Origin of the sequence: Bradyrhizobium sp. NAS96.2 (assembly GCF_001908235.1) — a bacterium.
Taxonomy (GTDB): Bacteria; Pseudomonadota; Alphaproteobacteria; order Rhizobiales; family Xanthobacteraceae; genus Bradyrhizobium.
This window is the reverse complement of sequence record NZ_LGHK01000152.1, coordinates 20,450-38,060: the sequence shown is the minus strand read 5'-3', so window position 1 is coordinate 38,060 and position 17,611 is coordinate 20,450. Positions and strand designations below refer to the sequence as shown.

Sequence of the window (17,611 nt, the reverse complement as noted above, 5' to 3'; positions counted from 1 at the left end):
CCTTTCTTTTGAGCATGATCTCTCCGGAAAACCGCTTCGCACTTTTCCGGATCATGCTCTAGCAACCGCGGCAAATGCCCCTGATCTTGCGGTCGACGATCGCATCCTCCTGATCGATGATCTGCTGCGACGCCGATGTCGCCGCCGGAATGTCGGCGGCGCGTGGCTGGCGATGGCCAACCGGCGCCGACCACGGTCGCGTCGCGGTTTCATTTGAAGCGTAGGCGTTGAGCTGCTGCACCGCCGATTGTGCGAAGGAGGAGGTCGCCATTGCCGCGGACAGGATTGCAGCGAGGCCAATCTGTTTGCCTAGGCGCCAAAGATCGCTCATCAGAAATCTCCATGTCGTCATCGCCGCGTTTGTGCGCGGCCCTGGTGAATGGAGCGCCTCCGTCATTCCAGTATTCCCGCTCCATCTGATGTGATGAGGCGATCGCGGTTCGGTGATCGCACGTGATGAAATATTTCTTGGCGAACACGGTCATTGATCACAGGAGCCGAGCTTGGTCGGCTTCATCCACGCGGAGAATTCCTATGACCAAATTGACCTTCGCTGCGCTTGCGCTGGTTGCGGCAGCTGCGTATTCGGCTCAGGCGTCGGCCGCCAACAACAATGCTGCGGCGCGGCGTGCCCATGCCTCGATGACGACGACGACGACACCGGTCAGCAGCAAGACGACTGATTGCGTGCGCGCGCCGAACGTCGGATCGTTCGCGACCGCGCCCTTCACCGAACCGCCCTGCATGCCCGGCACGATGCGCTGACCACACGCAGCGGAAAGCCCCGGACCTCTGGTCCGGGGTTTCCCGGCCATGCGCGGTCGTCAGGATGCGACCGGGATCGAGCGTGACCCACGTCACAGGCGGGCTGCTGCGATCATGCGAACAGTGCGGCGTCGGAGCTGGTGCATGGTGCCCGGCCCGAGTTCAAGGAGACGTCGCATGACACGCAATTCGCTTGTTGCTTTCGCTGCCGTCGTCGCGTTCGGCGTTGCCGCGCTGGGCTCCGCACAGGCGGGCGGACTTCACATGGCGCCGCCGAAGATGGTGGGCGCGAAACTGCCGCCGGGCGGCTCGAGCGGCTCGGGCGGTTCGGGCGGCCCGCATCGCCAGCCGGTCGATCCGCCGCCCTACCTCGGAACGGGTTACAGCGGTGACAGTGCCGGTGGCAGCGGAGGTGGCGGATATTTCGGCGACCCCAATCATCCCGGCCACGAGCAGTTCTGAAAACGCAAACGGCCCCGAACCAGGTTCGGGGCCGCGGTCTGCGAGCGGATTGGATCCGGAGTCTATTCGGGCTTGCCGATCGTCACGGCGAGCTTGCCGACGCCGTCGACGCCGCATTCGAGCTTGTCGCCGACCTGCAGCTGCGAGACGCCGGCGGGCGTGCCGGTCATGATGATGTCGCCGGCGGCGAGCTTCACCTGCTGCGAGAGCTGCCAGATGATCTCAGGCACGTTCCAGATCAATTCGTTGAGGTCGCCCTTCTGCGCTTCCTTGCCGTTGACGGTGAGCCAGATCTTGCCGCTCGAGGGGTGGCCGATCTTCGAGGCCGGCTGGATCGCGGAGCAGGGCGCGGAATAGTCGAACGACTTGCCGATCTCCCAGGGCCGCTCCTTCTTGCGCGAGGCGATCTGCAGGTCGCGGCGGGTCAGGTCGATGCCGACGGCATAGCCGTAGACATGCTCGAGCGCCTTGTCGGCGGGAATGTTGAGCCCGCCGCTCTTCATCGCCACCACCAGCTCGACCTCGTGATGCAGGTCCTTGGTCAGCGGCGGATAGGGGATCGTCGCACCATCAGGCACCAGCATGTCGGCATGCTTGCCGAAGAAGAACGGCGGCGCACGCTCGTCATTGCCCATCTCCCTGATATGCTCGAGATAGTTGCGGCCGACGCACCAGATGCGACGGACCGGATAGGTGCCGGATTCGCCGACGACGGGAAGCGAGGGCTGCGGGGGAAGCGGAATGACGGTGGAGGCGGCGTTCATGAACGGGTCCCGGAGGGTTGAAGGAGGGAGCGCGGGCGGTTTTTACGCGCTTAAGCCGCTCAGGGCTAGGGGCTGCGATTGCGTCAGGCGCAGAGGTGAGGCCAGCTTTCCGCCGAGCGCGGCCGGCTTCGGCCAGCGAGGGCGGTGATGCCGATGCGGAGGTGGCTTTCGATCGGCCTTGCCCTGATTGCCGCGGTCCTGTTCGTCTCCGCCGTGCGGTTCTTTGTGGTGACCCCGGAACGGATCGATCGGGGGCAGAACAAGGTCCAGCGCGTGGTCGTGGACATCACGCCTGCCGCGCAGGCCTTGCAGGCGACGCTCGATGTCGCGGACATGCATGCGGACAGCCTGCTGTGGAAGCGCAACCTGATCGCGCGATCGGATCGCGGCCATATCGACCTGCCGCGCCTGATCGAGGGCCGCTACGCGCTGCAGGTGTTCTCGTCGGTCACCAAGTCGCCGAGGGGCCAGAACTACGATGCCAACGCCGGCGACACCGACACGATCACCAACCTTGCCATCATTGATCTGCAGCCGATGCGGACGTGGTTCTCGTTGCTGCAGCGCTCGCTATGGCATGCCGAGAAATTGCACAATTTCGCGGACAAGTCCGCCGGACGGCTGCGCGTGATCACGACCACGGCCGACATCGACCGCCTGCTCGCGGACCGCAAGAACGGCGTGACGGTGGTTGGTGGAATGCTCTCGATCGAGGGCCTGCAGGATCTCGAGGGCAACATCGACAATCTCGACGTGCTCTACGCCGCCGGATTCCGGATGGCCGGTCTCGCGCATTTCTTCGACAATGATGTCGCTGGCTCGATGCACGGCGTGGCCAAGGGCGGGCTGACGCCGCTCGGCCGGCAGGTGGTGCAGCGGATGGAGGCGATGGGAATGATCGTGGACCTCGCCCATGCGAGCCACGCTGCGGTCGCCGACGTGCTGGCGATGGCAACGCGCCCGGTGGTCTCGAGCCATGGCGGCGTTCAGGCGACCTGCGAGGTCAACCGCAATCTCACCGACGATGAGGTGAGAGGCGTCGCACGCACCGGCGGCGTGGTCGGCATCGGCTTCTGGCAAGGCGCGGTCTGCTCGCTCGATCCGAACAACATCGCACGCGCAATTGCCCATGTCCGCGACTTGGTCGGGATCGACCATGTCGGCCTCGGCTCGGATTTCGACGGTTCGACCACCACGGGATTCGATGCGAGCGGGATTGCCGCCGTGACCCAGGCGCTGATGTCGAGCGGGTTCTCCGAGGACGACATCCGCAAGGTCATGGGCGGCAACGTCCTGCGCGTGCTGCGCGCAGGCATTGTCGCCAAGGACGGCAAGGGATGATCAGCCCGTCGCGCTGATCGGCGCCAGCGCCAGCGGCGATGGATCGTGGTGGTGCTGCAGGCGGAAGAACGAGGCGTAGCGGCCGCCGCGGCGCAGCAACTCCTCGTGACGCCCGCGCTCGACGATCTCGCCGCCCTCGACCACCAGGATCGCATCGGCATGCATGATGGTATGCAGGCGGTGCGCGATCACGATCGTGGTGCGGCCCTGGCAGAGATGCTCGATCGCCTCCTGCACCTGCTTCTCCGATTCCGAGTCGAGCGCGGCGGTGGCCTCGTCGAGCAGGATGATCGGCGCGTTCTTGATCAGGGCGCGGGCGACCGCGATGCGCTGGCGCTGGCCGCCGGAGAGCTGCGTGCCGTGCTCGCCGACCGGCGTGTCGTAGCCGAGCGGGAAGCTCATGATGAAGTCGTGCGCGCAGGCGGCCTTGGCGGCGTCGATGATCTCGGCCTCGCTGGCGCCTTGCTTGCCGAACGTGATGTTGGCGCGGATGGTGTCGCGGAACAGATAGACGTCCTGGCCGACATAGGCGGTCTGCTGGCGCAGCGACTTGCGCGACACCTGGGAGATCGACTGTCCGTCGATCAGGATCTCGCCGTCGCTCGTCTCGTAGAAGCGCAGCAGCAGGGCAAGCACCGTCGATTTGCCGCCGCCGGAGGGACCGACCAGCGCGGTCACCTTGCCGGGCTCGGCCACGAAGCTCATGCGGTTCAGCACCGGCTCGCCGGGTCGATAGGCGAAGCTGACGTCGCGCAGTTCGATCCGCGCGTCGGAGAGCTTCAGCGCCGGCTTGTCGTCGTCGGCCTGCTCGCTCGCCGGGCTGTCGACGACCTCGAGCAGCATCCGCGCGCCGACCAGTTGGCTGTTGAGGTCGATGTTGAGCCGCGCCAGCCGCTTGGCCGGCTCGGTCGCCATCAGGAAGGCGGTCAGGAAGGTGAAAAACTGACCCGGCGTGGAACCGAGGGCCACCACGCTGTAACCGCCATACATCAGGCAGGCGGCGACCGCGAAGCCGCCGAGCATCTCCATCAGCGGGTTGGAGCGGTTGGCGACGCGCGCCATCTTGTTGGCGTTGCCCTCGACGATCGAAATGTTCTCGTCGATCCGCTGCTGCATGGTGTCTTCCAGCGTGAACGCCTTCACGGTGCGGATGCCCTGCAGCGATTCCTGCATCGTCTCCATGATGTCGGCGGTGCCGGTGAACTGGTTGTAGGCGAGGCCCTTGATCCGCTTCACCAGCCTGCGCAGCATCAGCATCGCCGGCGGTACCGCCACGAGCCCGATGAACGACATCAGCGGGTCCTGCCAGACCATGACGGCGAGCATGCTGATCAGCATCAGGAAGTCGCGGCCGATCGCATTGACCAGCATGTTGAGCACGTCGGTGATCGATTTGGCGCCGGCGGTGAGCCGCGCCAGGAACTCCGACGAGTGCCGCTGCGAGAAGAAGCCGATGCTTTCGCTCATCAGCTTGGCGAACAATTGGCGCTGGTTCCGCGCCAGGATCGCGTTGCTGATCTTCGACAGGATCACCATGTGGCCGTAGGTCGCCACGCCCTTGATGAACAGCAGCACCACCGTGACCCCGGCGAACATGGCGATGCCGGGGATGTTCTTGTCGACATAGGCCTGGTTGATGACCTGGCCGAGCACGTAGGTGGCGGCCGCCGTCGAGCCGGCCGCAACCGCCATCAGGGCGAACGCCGTCAGATAGCGCCGCCAGTAGGTGATCCCCTGTTCCGTGACCAGGCGGCGGATCAGGATCGCCGCGCCGTAGGGATCGTCGGTAATTCTCTTTGGAAACTGAGCCATCCGCGTTCCATTGACGGCGGGCAGCGCCGGCCGTCAGGGTTGCGGACCTCCTTGCCCGCTTGGCGGGGCTTTTTCAAGCACAATAACGGCTTGATAACGGCTTGATTTTTAGGCCGATTCTGCCTGTCGCGCAGCGCCGCCGCGCTCCCGGAACAGCTTCTCCTCCCAGGCCAGCGCGTGGCTCGCGATGGTCTCGAGATCATCGTAGCGCGGGGTCCAGTCGAGCAGCGAGCGGATCCGGGTTGTATCCGCCACCATGGTCATGATGTCGCCGGGCCGGCGCGCGGCATAGGCGACGGCGAAATTGCGCATCGAGACCCGGCGCACCGCCTCGATGGTCTCGAGCACGGAATAGCCGCGGCCGTAACCGCAGTTCATCGTCACCGATTGCCCGCCGGCGCGCAGATAGGCCAGCGCCGAGCGGTGCGCCTCGACGAGGTCGCTGACATGGATGAAGTCGCGCACGCAGCTGCCGTCCTGGGTCGGATAATCGGTGCCGAACACGTCGATCTTGGCGCGCTGGCCGGTCGCGGCCTCGACCGCGATCTTGAGCAGATGGGTGGCGCCGATGGTGGCAAGACCGACCCGGCCCTTAGGGTCGGCGCCTGCGACGTTGAAGTAGCGCAGCACGACATAGCTCATGCCATGGGCGGAGGCGACATCGTGCAGCATGATCTCGGTCATCAGCTTCGACGAGCCGTAGGGCGACAGCGGACGGGTCGGTGCGATCTCCGGCACCGGCACCTGGTCCGGATTGCCGTAGACGGCCGCGGTCGAGGAGAAGATGAAGCGGCTGACGCCGCCCTTCACCGCGGCATTGAGCAGGCTGCACGTCGTCATGGTGTTGTTGCGGTAATAGCCGAGCGGATCGCGCATCGAGTCCGGCACCACGACGGAGCCGGCGAAATGGATGATGCTGTCGATGCCGTGCTGTGCGATCACGCCCTCGACGAGGTTCTCGTCGCCGGCATCGCCGATGAACAGCGGCACACCTTCGGGCAGGAACGCGGAGAAGCCGGTGGAGAGATTGTCGACGACGACGACGCTCTCGCCGGCATCGACCAGCGCATGAACCATGTGACTTCCGATATAGCCGGCACCGCCGGTCACGAGCACGGTCATGGATAGAGCTCTCCCGATATCTTTAACGGGCGATGCTAGCGGCAGTGCGGTGAAGAGGGGGTTTCGCCGCGGCCGAACTGGCCACTATGCTTAATGTTGCGTATAGGAACTGGCGCGAAACGGAGACTTGCGTGCCGATCGAGAACACACCTGCCGGCGAGCTGCAGCTCATCGTGCCGAACCTGCACCGACGCTATTCGGGTGTCACCGCGACCAACCGCATGGTCGCGCCGAAGCTTGCAAGGATGTTTCGCGCAGGCTGGCTCGGCTCGCACCGGCCCGACGGCATCGATGCGATGGGACTTGCCGATCTGATGCGGCTATGGCGGCGCGCGCAGCCGCTGATCTGGCACGCGCGGCGCAACGACGAGATGATCGCAGGCCTCGTGCTGCGCGCGCTCGGCTGGCCGCTGAAGCTGCTGTTCACCTCGGCCGCGCAGCGTCATCACACCTGGCTGACGCGCTGGCTGATCCGCAACATGGACGCGATCATCGCGACCAGTCCGCTGTCGGCCTCGTATCTGAAGCGCGAAGCCACCGTGGTGATGCACGGCGTCGACACCGACCGTTATGCGCCGCCGGTCGATCGCGCGAGCGCCTTCGCCGAGAGCGGATTGCCGGGGCGCTATGCGATCGGCTGCTTCGGGCGGGTGCGCGCGCAGAAGGGCAGCGATGTGTTCGTCGAGGCGATGTGCAGGCTGCTGCCGCGCTATCCCGATTTCACTGCCGTCCTCGTCGGCGCCGTGGTGCCGGAGCAACTGGCCTTCGCGGGCGAACTGAAGCGCAAGATCGAGTCCGCCGGCCTGCAATCGCGCATCATCATCACGGGTGAATTGCCGATCGAGGATGTCGTGCGCTGGTACCAGCGGCTGACGATCTACGCCTTCACCTCGCGCAATGAAGGCTTTGGCCTCACCTTGATCGAGGCGATGTCGGCAGGCGCCGCGCTGGTGGCCGCGCGGGCGGGCGCTGCCGAGTTCGTGGTCGAAGACGGCGTCACCGGCGTGCTGACACCGCCTGGCGATGCCGACGCGCTGGCGGCCGCGCTCGAGCCGTTGATGCGGGATCCGGCAGCGGCCGAAGCGATGGGGGCGCGGGCGCGCCAACGAGTTGTGGATAAGTTCAGCCTCGATGCCGAGGCCAATGCCATCGCCAAGGTCTATCGCGCGTTGATCTGAGCCAGCACGCGCTCGGCGATGCCAACGACCTCCTCGGCCGCGATGTCGCGCATGCAGCGATGGTCGTTCATGGTGCAGACCGTGCGCTGGCACGGCTGACACGGCAGCTTGCTCTTGGTCTGCCGCACGGTCGCGGCGAGGCCGTTGAGGGGGGCCCAGAGATAGGGATCGGTCGGGCCGAAAATGCCCATGGTCGGGGTGCCGATCGCGGCCGCGATGTGCATCAGCCCGGAGTCGTTGGAGATGGCGACACTGGCCGCGGCCATCGCCAGCACGCCGTTGCGCAGATCGGTGCCGGTCAGATCACGAACCCGGGCCCCGCCGGCGGCCACAATCTCCTGTGCCAGTGCCTTCTCGCCGGGCCCGCCGACCACCCAGACGTCGAAGCCGCGTTCGGCGAACAGCCGCGCGGCTTCCGGATAATAGGTCCAGCGCTTCGAGACCCCGACCGAGCCGGGTCCGAGCGCGATGGCCGGACCGCTGCCGAGGCCGTTGGCCTGCCGCCATCGGCTGACGTCGTCGGCGGGAACCCGGAGCTGCGGCACCGGCCATTCCGGCGGGCGGGCGGCGCCATCGGGCAGTGCCAGGATGGCGTTCTTGTCGATGAAGCGCGGCTGCTGCTTCTCGCCCCATCGCATCGCGTTGATCAGGCCGAACCGCGCCTCGCCGAAGAAGCCGACCCGCTCCGGGATGCCCGCCAGGGCCGGCGCGATGGCCGCCTTCCAAGTGCGCGGCAGCACCAGTGCGGTGGCATAGTTCCGCGCCCGAAACTCGGCCGCCAGGGCCCGCTGTCGGGCCAGCGCCAGCCGGCTGCGCGGCAGGTCGAACACGATCCCGGCGCGGACACCGGGCATATAGTCGACCAGAGGAGCGCAAAGCCTTGACGTCAGGAGGTCGACCGGCCGGTTGGGCCAGCGCTTGCGGAGCACCCTGACCACGGTGTGGCCGCGTACGAAATCGCCGATCCATAAATAGGGCACGACGAGGATGGGTCTGGTATCCTCGGCATCCTGGGTTTCGATATCAGATATTGAATCAATATTCATTTCTAAAGGGGCCAAGGCCGGACCGGCGCGGCCAAGTCGGTAACTGGTTCGCGATAAGAGGTAAAGCCGTCGTTGCCTGTGGCGCGGGAGTGGGGCAAAGCTGGCGGCTGCAAAGGAATCTGGCGGGATTTCATCATGTTTCTGGTAACCGGGGGCGCCGGTTTTATCGGATCGAACGTCGTGGCTGCGTTGAATGACGCCGGGCACAGCGACGTGGCGGTCTGTGACATTCTTGGGAACGACGGCAAGTGGCGGAACCTGGCCAAGCGCCAGCTGGCCGACGTTGTTCCCCCGGCCGAGCTCAGCGACTGGCTGAAGGGGCGACGGCTTTCCGCCGTCATCCATCTTGGCGCCATCTCCGAGACCACCGCGACCGATGGCGATCTGGTGATCGAGACCAATTTCCGTCTCTCGATGCGGCTGCTCGACTGGTGCACCGCGAACGCCACGCCGTTCATCTATGCTTCCTCCGCCGCGACCTATGGCGACGGCGATCAGGGCTTTGACGACGACGCGTCGGTCGAGGCGCTGAAGCGGCTGCGGCCGATGAACCTGTACGGCTGGAGCAAGCAGCTGTTCGACCTTGCGGTCGCAGGGCGCGTCGCGAAGGGCGAGCCGCTGCCGCCGCAATGGGCCGGGCTGAAATTCTTCAACGTGTTCGGCCCGAATGAATATCACAAGGGCTCGATGATGAGCGTCTTGGCGCGCCGTTTCGACGACATCAAAGCGGGCCGCGTCGTGCAGCTGTTCAAGTCGCATCGCGAGGGGATCGCCGACGGCGATCAGCGCCGCGACTTCATCTATGTCGACGACGTCGTGCGGGTGATGATGTGGCTGGTCGCGACGCCGCGCGTCTCGGGGCTGTTCAATGTCGGCACCGGCAAGGCGCGTAGCTTCAAGGATCTGATCGTCTCGGCCTATGGCGCGCTCGGGCTTGAGCCCAACATCCAGTATGTCGACATGCCCGAGCAGATTCGCGGCAGTTACCAATACTTCACCGAGAGCGTCGTCGATCGTCTCGCGCACGCCGGATACAATGGCGGATTCACCCGCCTGGAAGACGCGGTCGGGGCCTATGTGAACGGCTTCCTCGATCGCGCGGATCGCTATCGCTAGAGCGGATGACGGTGACTGATGTTCGATTTTGAAGCGATCTCCCGTGCAATGTCCGGCCAGACCGTGCTCTGCGTCGGCGACCTCATGCTCGACGAGTTCGTCTATGGCGAGGTGTCGCGGATCTCGCCGGAGGCGCCGGCGCCGGTGATCGCGGTCAGGCGCAGCGAGATCAATATCGGCGGCGCCGGCAACGTCGCGCGCAATATCGCCTCGCTCGGCGGGCGCTGCATCTTCGTCGGCCTGATCGGCGAGGATGCCGCCGGCACGGTGCTCTCGGAGGCGCTGGCGAAAGAGGCCGGCATCGAGACCGTGCTGGTGCGCGACGCCGCGCGTCCGACCACGCGCAAGGTGCGCTTCGTCTCCGAGCAGTTCTCGACCCACATGCTGCGCTCCGATTGGGAGCTCGCGGCGCCCGCGGCGCCGGCCATCGAGCAACAGCTGATCGACGCCATCCTGCCGCGTCTTGCGCAGGCCGACATCGTGCTGCTGTCCGACTACGCCAAGGGCGTGCTCACCGCGCGCGTGATCCGCAACGTGATCGACGCCGCGCGTCACGCGAAAAAGCGCGTGATCGTCGATCCCAAGAGCGCCAATCTCGCGATCTATCGCGGTGCGACCGTGCTGACGCCGAACCGCAAGGAATTCGCCGAGGCGACCCGCAGCCGCGCCGACAGCCAGGACAGCATCGCGCAGGCGGCGCCCGATGCGATGGTCCTCGCCGATTGCGAGGCGATGCTGGTGACGCAGGGCGAGCGCGGCATGACGCTGGTGACGCGGGACGGCGGATCGATCCATGTGCCGGCGCTGCCGGTCAAGGTGCGCGACGTCTCCGGGGCCGGCGATACCGTTGCTGCGGCGCTGGCGCTCGCGCTCGCCGGCGGTGCTGACTGGGATGGCGCGCTGCGGATCGCGAGTGCCGCGGCGGCGGTTGCGGTCGGCAAGACCGGCACCGCAACCGTCAGGTCCGCCGAACTGCGGCGAAGGATCCTGCCGCACGCGTCGCTTGCGGCCGAGGAGAAGATCGTCCCGGCCGGCGGCGATATCGATGCGTATCTCGAGGAATGGCGCCGGCAGGATCTGCGCATCGGCTTCACCAATGGCTGCTTCGACATCCTGCATCCCGGTCACGTCAAGGTGCTGACCGCCGCGCGCAGCGCCTGTGACCGTCTGATCGTCGGATTGAACAGCGATGCCTCGGTGAAGAGGCTGAAGGGCGAGGGGCGTCCGGTGCAGAACGAGCGCGCCCGCGCCGAGGTGCTGGCGGCGCTGGAGGCCGTCGACCTCGTCGCGATCTTCGAGGAGGACACGCCGATCAACCTGATCACGAAGGTGCGGCCGAGCGTGCTGGTCAAGGGCGGCGACTACACCCGCGAGCAGGTGGTCGGCCACGAGATCGTCGAGGCCGCCGGCGGCGAGGTGGTGCTGGTCGAGATCCTGCAGGGCCACAGCACGACGTCGCTGGTTGCCCGGGCCCGTGAGGGCAAGGCGTGAGCGCGAGCATGGCATCCCCGGCAGGCGCCGCGGCGTGTCCGGCCTGGCGCGACCCGGCGCGCTGGCAGACCACGACCGACGTGGTCGCAGTCCTGATCGCGCTGTCGCTGCCGTGGTCGACCTCGCTGGTCGGCATCTTTGGCGTGGTGTTGCTGATCGCGATTGCGCCGACCGTCGACCTCCGGGCGTTCTGGACGCTGCTGAAGCGGCCGATCTGCGTGGCGCCGATCGCGCTGTTCTGCCTCGCGCTCGTCGGCACGCTGTGGTCGGACGCGGCCTGGGGCGCGCGACTATACGCCGTCGGGCCGACCGCGAAGCTCTTGGTGCTCCCGGTCCTGCTCTATCATTTCCAGCGCTCGACCCGCGGCACGTGGGTGTTCGTGGCCTTCCTCGTCTCCTGCACGCTGTTGATGTTGATGTCCTGGCTGGTGCTGGCCTATCCGCACCTTGCGCTGCGGGCGCCAGGGCCGGGCGAGCAGGGCGTCTTCGTCAAGAATTACATCGACCAGAGCCAGGAATTCACGCTGTGCGCGGTCGCGTTGGCCTATCCGATCGTGATGCTGGTGCGGGACAAACGCTTCTTGCCGGCCGTGCTGCTGGTCGCCATTGCGCTCAGCCTGTTCGCCAACATGGCGCTCGTGGTGGTGTCGCGGACGGCGATCGTGACGGTTCCGATCATGTTCGCGGTGTTTGCGCTGCTGCATCTGCGCTGGCGCAGCATCATCCTGATCCTTTGCGCGGCCGCAGCGTTGTCCGTGGTGGCGTGGTATGGATCGTCGCCACTGCGACGGACGGCCGAGTCATTCGAGCGTGACTATAAGCTCTACATGGAGCGCAACGAGCCGACGTCGCTCGGCTTGCGGCTCGAATTCTGGCGCAAGTCGCTCGGCTTCTTCGCCGAGGCCCCGGTCATCGGCCACGGCACCGGAGCGACGCGGGGCCTGTTCGAGCGCGTCGCGACCGGTGGACTGAACCAGGCATCCGGGGAGGTGATCGGAAACCCCCACAATCAAACGTTGAACGTCGCCGTGCAGTGGGGCATTGTGGGTGTGGCGATACTGTATGCGATGTGGCTCCTGCACCTGTTGCTGTTCCGCGGCGACGGTCTCGTCAACTGGATCGGGCTTCTCGTCGTGGTACAGAATATTTCAAGTTCGTTGTTTAATTCACACATCTTCGACTTTCACGAAGGCTGGATGTATGTGCTGGGCGTCGGGGTTGCGGGCGGCATGGCGTTGAAGGGCCGATTGGGGACCGATTTGGAACCCGAGCCTCCGATCCGTCCATGATCGCTGGCAAGGGCTCCGCAGATACGCTACAGCCTGCCAATGTCCTGTCGCCAACTCCCAGTTGCCAGCAACCCGTCTGTTAGATGACGCGCCTTTCACAACTCACCCTGCGCAACTTCCTGATTCTGGCACATGACGCGCTCGCGACGACGTTTGCGTTGCTGGCGAGCTTTTATCTGCGTTTCGAGGGCAGCCTCCTTACCGATCGACTGCCGCATCTGCTGCGCATTCTGCCCTGGTTCGTGCTGTTCAGCATCGTGGTCAGCTATTTCTCCAATCTGACCACGGCGAAATGGCGCTTCACCTCGCTGCCGGACGCGGTGAACATCCTGCGGGTGGCGGCGGTGCTGACGCTGGCGCTGGTCGTGCTGGACTACGTCTACTTTTTCACGGGAGCGGCTTCTCTAAGCCCGGTGTTCCTCGGCCGGGTCACGATCATCCTGTTCTTCTTCCTTGAAGTGTTCGCGCTGAGCGCGTTGCGGCTGGGCTATCGCTACTTCCGCTATTCACGCACGCGACTTCATGCCCGGTCCGACAATGCCGCGCCGGCGCTGCTGGTCGGACGCACGGCCGACGCCGAAGTTGTGCTGCGCGGCATCGAGAACGGGGCGATCAAGCGGCTCTGGCCGGTCGGCGTGCTGTCGCCGTCGGTCGCGGACCGCGGCCAGATGATCCGCAACATTCCCGTGCTCGGCGGCGTCGATGACATCGAGGCCGTGATTCGGGATTTCGAGAGCCGACAGCGGCCGATCAAGCGCGTGGTCATGACGCCCTCGGCCTTCGAGCCGGACGCGCACCCGGAGAGCCTGCTGATGCGCGCCAAGCGGCTCGGCCTGATGGTCAGCCGCCTGCCGTCGCTGGAGGGCGGCGATACGCCGCGGCTCACCAATGTCGCGGTTGAGGACCTGCTGCTGCGCCCGAGCCAGAAGATCGACTATGCCCGGCTCGAGACGCTGGTGAGGGGTAAGTCCGTCATCGTGACCGGCGGCGGCGGCTCGATCGGCGCGGAAATCTGCGAAAGGGTCGCGACCTTCGGCGCAGCGCGCCTCCTGGTCGTCGAGAACTCGGAGCCTGCGCTCTATGCGGTCACCGAGGCGCTGTCCGCGCGCGACACCGGCCCCGAGATCGAGGGCCGGATCGCCGACATCAGGGATCGCGAGCGCATCACGCGCCTGATGAGCGAGTTCAAGCCCGACATCGTGTTCCATGCCGCGGCGCTCAAGCATGTGCCGATCCTGGAGCGCGACTGGAGCGAAGGGGTCAAGACCAACATCTTCGGGACTGTGAATGTCGCCGACGCGGCGCGTGCCGCGGGTGCGAGCGCCATGGTGATGATCTCGACCGACAAGGCGATCGAGCCGGTGTCGATGCTGGGCCTGACCAAGCGGTTCGCCGAAATGTACTGTCAGGCGCTGGACCATGACCTGATGACCGAAGCCAAGGGCAGGTCGCATATGCGGCTGATCTCGGTGCGGTTTGGCAACGTGCTGGCGTCCAACGGATCCGTGGTGCCGAAGTTCAAGGCGCAGATCGAGGCCGGCGGACCGATCACCGTCACGCATCCGGACATGGTCCGTTATTTCATGACGATCCGCGAAGCCTGCGATCTCGTGATCACGGCCGCGACGCACGCAATGACGCCGGCGCGGCCTGACGTCTCGGTCTATGTGCTCAACATGGGGCAGCCGGTGAAGATCGTCGATCTCGCCGAGCGGATGATCCGCCTGTCGGGCCTGCAACCGGGCGTCGACGTCGAGATCGTGTTCAGCGGCATCCGTCCGGGCGAGCGGCTGAACGAGATCCTGTTCGCAAGCCAGGAGCCGACGCTCGAGATCGGCGTTGCCGGCGTCATGGCCGCCAAGCCGAACCAGCCGCCGATGTTGACGCTGCGCAAGTGGCTCGCGGCGCTCGAAGATGCGATCGAGCGCGATGACCGCGTGACCATCCGTGCCGTCCTTCAGGACGCGGTGCCCGAGTTCGGATCGAATGCCGCCTGACCGCGCCGTCCTGCGGACGACGAGGCAGGACCATTTCGAAAGCCATTGATGCCCAGTTCTCGAAAAGTCGTGGTCGCCAGCCAGCACTATCCGCCGGACCACAGCACGACCGCCGCGATCATGTCCGCGATCGCCGAACGGATCGCGCAGGAGGCGGAGGTGGTGGTGGTCTCGGGGATGCCGGGCTCGGCGAGGGCGCCGGCGCCGGGGCGGCCCACCGTCGTCGAGGTCAGGAACTGGCTGCCGGGAAAGGCGGCGCTGATCAAGCGCGCACTGGCCGAGGCGCTGTTCACCGGCCGGATGTTCTTTGCATTGTTGTCGGGGCTGAAGCGGGGCGACGTGGCGCTGACGGTGACCGCACCCTTCGCGCTTCCTTATGCGGTTGCCGCCGCGGCGAGGTTGAAGGGCGCCAAGTCGGCGTTGATCCTGCACGACCTGTTTCCGGATGTTCTCGTGATGGCCGGACTGCTGCGGCCGTCTTCGCTGGTCGCGCGGGCGATGCGCGGCATCAACACGCTGATGTTCCGTGCCTTGAACGCCGTCATCGTGATCGGCCGCGACGCCGAGAAGCTGCTGCTGCGCTACGGCGGAATGACGCCGGACAAGATCAGGTTCATCCCGAACTGGGCCACGCTCGTTCCCGGCAATCGTCCCGTCAGCCCCGACAATCCGTTTCGCAAGGCCATTGCCGCCCGCTTCGTCGTCGGCCTGTCCGGCAATCTGGGCTTCACCCACGATCCCGACATCGTCTTCCAGGCCGCGCGGCTGTTGCGCGACGAGCGCGATATCCATTTCCTGCTCTCGGGGTGGGGCATGGGCTTCGCGCGCTTGAAGGAGATGCAGGCCGCGGCGCAACTCGCCAACGTCACGCTGGTCGACCGCGTCGCGGACGGCGAGCTGGATGCGCTGCTCTCCAGTGCGGACGTCTGGCTCATCCCCTATCGCAAGGACGTTGCCGGTGTATCGGTCCCGAGCCGGTTCTATAATCTGCTCGCAGCCGGCCGGCCGGTCATCCTGGTCTCCGAGCCTGAGGCCGAGGCAGCCCTGACCGTCAGCGAGAATAGGCTGGGCTGGGTCGTCACACCGGGGCGGCCCGATCAACTCGCCGATGCCGTCAGGCTGGCGTCGCGATCGCAGGACGCGGAGATGGCCGAGCGCGCAGTTGCGACCGCACGGACCTTCAGTGCCGAGCGGGCCCTGTCGAGCTATGCTGCGCTGGTCGTGGAGCTGCTATCCAATCACGATGTGGAGCGGACAGCATGACTGATCGTCGCCCGACGGTTCTAGTGACAGGTGCGAGCGGCTTCGTCGGTCGCCATGTGGTGCCCGAGCTGGCGCAGAATGGCTGGCTGGTGCGGCGCGCGGTGCGAACCGCGCCGCAGGATGCAAACGACGTGGCGATCGGCTCGCTCAGCCCCGCCACCGATTGGCGCGCCGCGCTCGAGGGCGTGGACGCCGTCGTTCATCTTGCGGCTCGCGTTCACCAGCAGTCCGATGAACAGGCGATCGAGCTCTACCGCAACGTCAATATCGAAGGCACGCTGCATCTGGCGCGTTCGGCGGTTGCGGCAGGTGTTCGGGACTTCGTCTTTGTCAGCACCATCCTGGTGCACGGACGCAGCAATTACGGGCGCCCTCCGTTTCGCGAGGACGATGTCCTGACGCCCCGCGGGCTCTACGGAAACTCGAAGGCGGCCGCCGAAGTTGGCCTCAAGGAGATCGCGCCGGGCAGCGGCATGAGGGTGACCGTGATCAGGCCGCCGCTGATCTACGGCGCGGGTGCGAAGGGAAATTTCGCCTTGCTCAAGCGCGCGGTGCTCAATCGCATGCCGCTTCCGCTCGCCTATGTGAAGAATCGCCGCGCGTTCCTGTCGGCGGAAAACCTGGCGTCGTTCATCCTGTACCGCTTGTCGCAACCGGGAAACGATTTCGACGTGTTCCTGGTGGCCGATCGCGAGCAGGTCTCGACGCGGGAGTTCGTCGAACGGCTGGCCCGCGCGGCAGAAACCTCGCCGCGCCTGTTCTGGCTGCCGCCGCCGCTCTTGAAGGTGTCGCTGACGATGGGCGGCCGCAAGGAAGCCTATGACAGCCTGTTCGCCTCGCTTGAACTCGATCTGTCCAAGATCGCGAGCACGGGATGGCAGCAGCCGATCAGCCTCGATGAGGGGCTGAGGCGCGCGCTGAGCCGAACCGATATCTGAGGTGATCAGAACGCGCGCGAGAACCGGCGCAGCTGCCAGGCGACGGCGACCGCGCCGGCAAGTAGCAGGGCGAGGTCGGCAGCCAGCGAGTTGAGGGCGACCGAGGCGAATGCGAGCAGCGCCAGCACCACGTTGAGCACAAAGACTTCGCCGACCACGCGCCACACCGTGAATCCGTTGTCGGTCGCGCGTTGATAGAAGTGCGAGCGGTGCGCGGCCCAGAACGGCTCGCGCCGCGCCATGCGGCGAAACAGCGTGACCGTCGCATCCGTCAAATAGTACAGCGGCAGCAGCAGCGCGGCGGCGAATTGTTGGCGCAAGGCGAGCTCAAGCAGGCACCAGCCGAGCAGCAGGCCGATCGGCAGGCTGCCGACATCGCCGAGGAATATCTTTGCGACCGGCCGGTTGAACGGCGCGAAGCCGAGCAGCGCGCCGCAGAGCGCCGCCGCGACCAGCGCCGGAGCGACCGGGACATGGCCGAAGCTGCCGAGCAGGGCGACCGCCACCGTGATCGGCACGGCCTCGGCCGCGGTCATCAGGTCGAGCCCGTCCATGAAGTTGACGAGGTTCACGAACCAGAGGCCGGCGATCAGCAGCAGGCCGCGTTCGAGCCAGAGCGGGCAGGCCGGGACCAGCCTGAGCTCGCCTGGCACCGAGAACAGCACGGCCGCAACGGCGGCAGCCTGCAGCAGCAGCCGCGGGACCACGGGCAGGGAGCGGATGTCGTCGGCAAAGCCCACTACCGCGATGAACAGGCAGGCCGAGAAGACGGTGAATGGGATCGTCAGGAAGGGCGATCCGACCAGCACGATGACGATCCCGCCCGCGAGCAGCGTGGCTGCGGTGACCGCGATGCCGGCGCCCTGCGGCGTGGGAATGCGGTGCGACGAGCGCGCATTCGGCTTCGCCAGCGCCACGCGCAGCAATAGCGGCCGCGTCAGCTGGATCAGGACGGCCGAGATCGCTGCGGCCAGAACCGCAGCGATCAACAACAGGAGGGTTTCGAAAACGCTCATTCTGGTCCGGT

Annotated in this window: 16 protein-coding genes; 10 read left to right on the top strand and 6 right to left on the bottom strand. The window is 66.1% G+C overall.

The window, feature by feature from the left end; all coding sequences use genetic code 11:
• Positions 1 to 58: 58 nt before the first annotated feature.
• The gene (locus AC628_RS28945) at positions 59 to 331 is read right to left on the bottom strand and encodes a hypothetical protein (protein ID WP_074130174.1); all 273 of its coding nucleotides are present in this window, start codon (positions 329 to 331) and stop codon (positions 59 to 61) included.
• 203 nt (positions 332 to 534) lie between these two features.
• On the opposite strand from AC628_RS28945, the gene AC628_RS28940 reads away from it, so the two are divergent.
• Together AC628_RS28940 and AC628_RS28935 are read left to right on the top strand one after the other, a co-directional pair.
• Positions 535 to 765: a hypothetical protein gene (locus AC628_RS28940; RefSeq protein ID WP_074130173.1), complete on the top strand. Its 231-nt coding sequence runs from the start codon at positions 535 to 537 to the stop codon at positions 763 to 765.
• A 177-nt stretch (positions 766 to 942) separates the two neighbouring features.
• Positions 943 to 1,227, top strand: coding sequence for a hypothetical protein (locus AC628_RS28935; protein WP_074130172.1), 285 nt, complete (start codon positions 943 to 945; stop codon positions 1,225 to 1,227).
• A gap of 62 nt (positions 1,228 to 1,289) precedes the next feature.
• Here AC628_RS28935 and AC628_RS28930 read toward each other — a convergent pair whose 3' ends face one another.
• Entirely contained in the window at positions 1,290 to 1,991 is a 702-nt protein-coding gene (locus tag AC628_RS28930; RefSeq protein WP_050423170.1) for a fumarylacetoacetate hydrolase family protein, read from the bottom strand.
• 153 nt (positions 1,992 to 2,144) lie between these two features.
• Here AC628_RS28930 and AC628_RS28925 point away from each other — a divergent pair, with 153 nt between their 5' ends.
• Entirely contained in the window at positions 2,145 to 3,332 is a 1,188-nt protein-coding gene (locus tag AC628_RS28925; protein WP_074130187.1) for a dipeptidase, read from the top strand.
• Here AC628_RS28925 and AC628_RS28920 read toward each other — a convergent pair whose 3' ends face one another.
• Positions 3,333 to 5,144 (bottom strand): ABC transporter ATP-binding protein, encoded by a 1,812-nt coding sequence (locus AC628_RS28920; protein ID WP_074130171.1) that lies wholly within the window; start codon positions 5,142 to 5,144, stop codon positions 3,333 to 3,335.
• Positions 5,145 to 5,252: 108 nt separating this feature from the next.
• The gene (gene galE / locus AC628_RS28915) at positions 5,253 to 6,266 is read right to left on the bottom strand and encodes a UDP-glucose 4-epimerase GalE (RefSeq protein ID WP_074130170.1); all 1,014 of its coding nucleotides are present in this window, start codon (positions 6,264 to 6,266) and stop codon (positions 5,253 to 5,255) included.
• Positions 6,267 to 6,403: 137 nt separating this feature from the next.
• Between galE and AC628_RS28910 the strand changes: the two genes are divergently transcribed.
• On the top strand, positions 6,404 to 7,444 hold the full coding sequence (locus AC628_RS28910; protein WP_074130186.1) for a glycosyltransferase family 4 protein: 1,041 nt from the start codon (positions 6,404 to 6,406) through the stop codon (positions 7,442 to 7,444).
• Here AC628_RS28910 and waaF read toward each other — a convergent pair.
• Positions 7,426 to 8,490: a lipopolysaccharide heptosyltransferase II gene (waaF, locus tag AC628_RS28905; protein WP_074130169.1), complete on the bottom strand. Its 1,065-nt coding sequence runs from the start codon at positions 8,488 to 8,490 to the stop codon at positions 7,426 to 7,428. The two genes, AC628_RS28910 and waaF, sit on opposite strands and share 19 nt — an antisense overlap.
• A gap of 135 nt (positions 8,491 to 8,625) precedes the next feature.
• Between waaF and rfaD the strand changes: the two genes are divergently transcribed.
• The 6 genes from rfaD to AC628_RS28875 all read left to right on the top strand — a co-directional run bounded on the left by rfaD (position 8,626) and on the right by AC628_RS28875 (position 16,584).
• Positions 8,626 to 9,606, top strand: coding sequence for an ADP-glyceromanno-heptose 6-epimerase (gene rfaD / locus AC628_RS28900; protein WP_074130168.1), 981 nt, complete (start codon positions 8,626 to 8,628; stop codon positions 9,604 to 9,606).
• An 18-nt stretch (positions 9,607 to 9,624) separates the two neighbouring features.
• Positions 9,625 to 11,097: a D-glycero-beta-D-manno-heptose-7-phosphate kinase gene (gene rfaE1 / locus AC628_RS28895; RefSeq protein WP_074130167.1), complete on the top strand. Its 1,473-nt coding sequence runs from the start codon at positions 9,625 to 9,627 to the stop codon at positions 11,095 to 11,097.
• Positions 11,098 to 11,105: 8 nt separating this feature from the next.
• Positions 11,106 to 12,386: an O-antigen ligase family protein gene (locus AC628_RS28890; RefSeq protein ID WP_074130166.1), complete on the top strand. Its 1,281-nt coding sequence runs from the start codon at positions 11,106 to 11,108 to the stop codon at positions 12,384 to 12,386.
• 83 nt (positions 12,387 to 12,469) lie between these two features.
• Entirely contained in the window at positions 12,470 to 14,383 is a 1,914-nt protein-coding gene (locus AC628_RS28885) for a nucleoside-diphosphate sugar epimerase/dehydratase (protein WP_074130165.1), read from the top strand.
• Between the two features lie 48 nt (positions 14,384 to 14,431).
• Positions 14,432 to 15,646, top strand: coding sequence for a glycosyltransferase family 4 protein (locus AC628_RS28880; protein WP_074130164.1), 1,215 nt, complete (start codon positions 14,432 to 14,434; stop codon positions 15,644 to 15,646).
• Positions 15,643 to 16,584, top strand: coding sequence for an NAD-dependent epimerase/dehydratase family protein (locus tag AC628_RS28875; protein ID WP_074130163.1), 942 nt, complete (start codon positions 15,643 to 15,645; stop codon positions 16,582 to 16,584). Before AC628_RS28880 ends, AC628_RS28875 begins: the two co-directional genes overlap by 4 nt.
• A 5-nt stretch (positions 16,585 to 16,589) precedes the next feature.
• Here AC628_RS28875 and AC628_RS28870 read toward each other — a convergent pair whose 3' ends face one another.
• Complete coding sequence (locus tag AC628_RS28870) at positions 16,590 to 17,600, bottom strand: MraY family glycosyltransferase (protein ID WP_074130162.1); 1,011 nt, start codon at positions 17,598 to 17,600, stop codon at positions 16,590 to 16,592.
• Between the last annotated feature and the right edge of the window lie 11 nt (positions 17,601 to 17,611).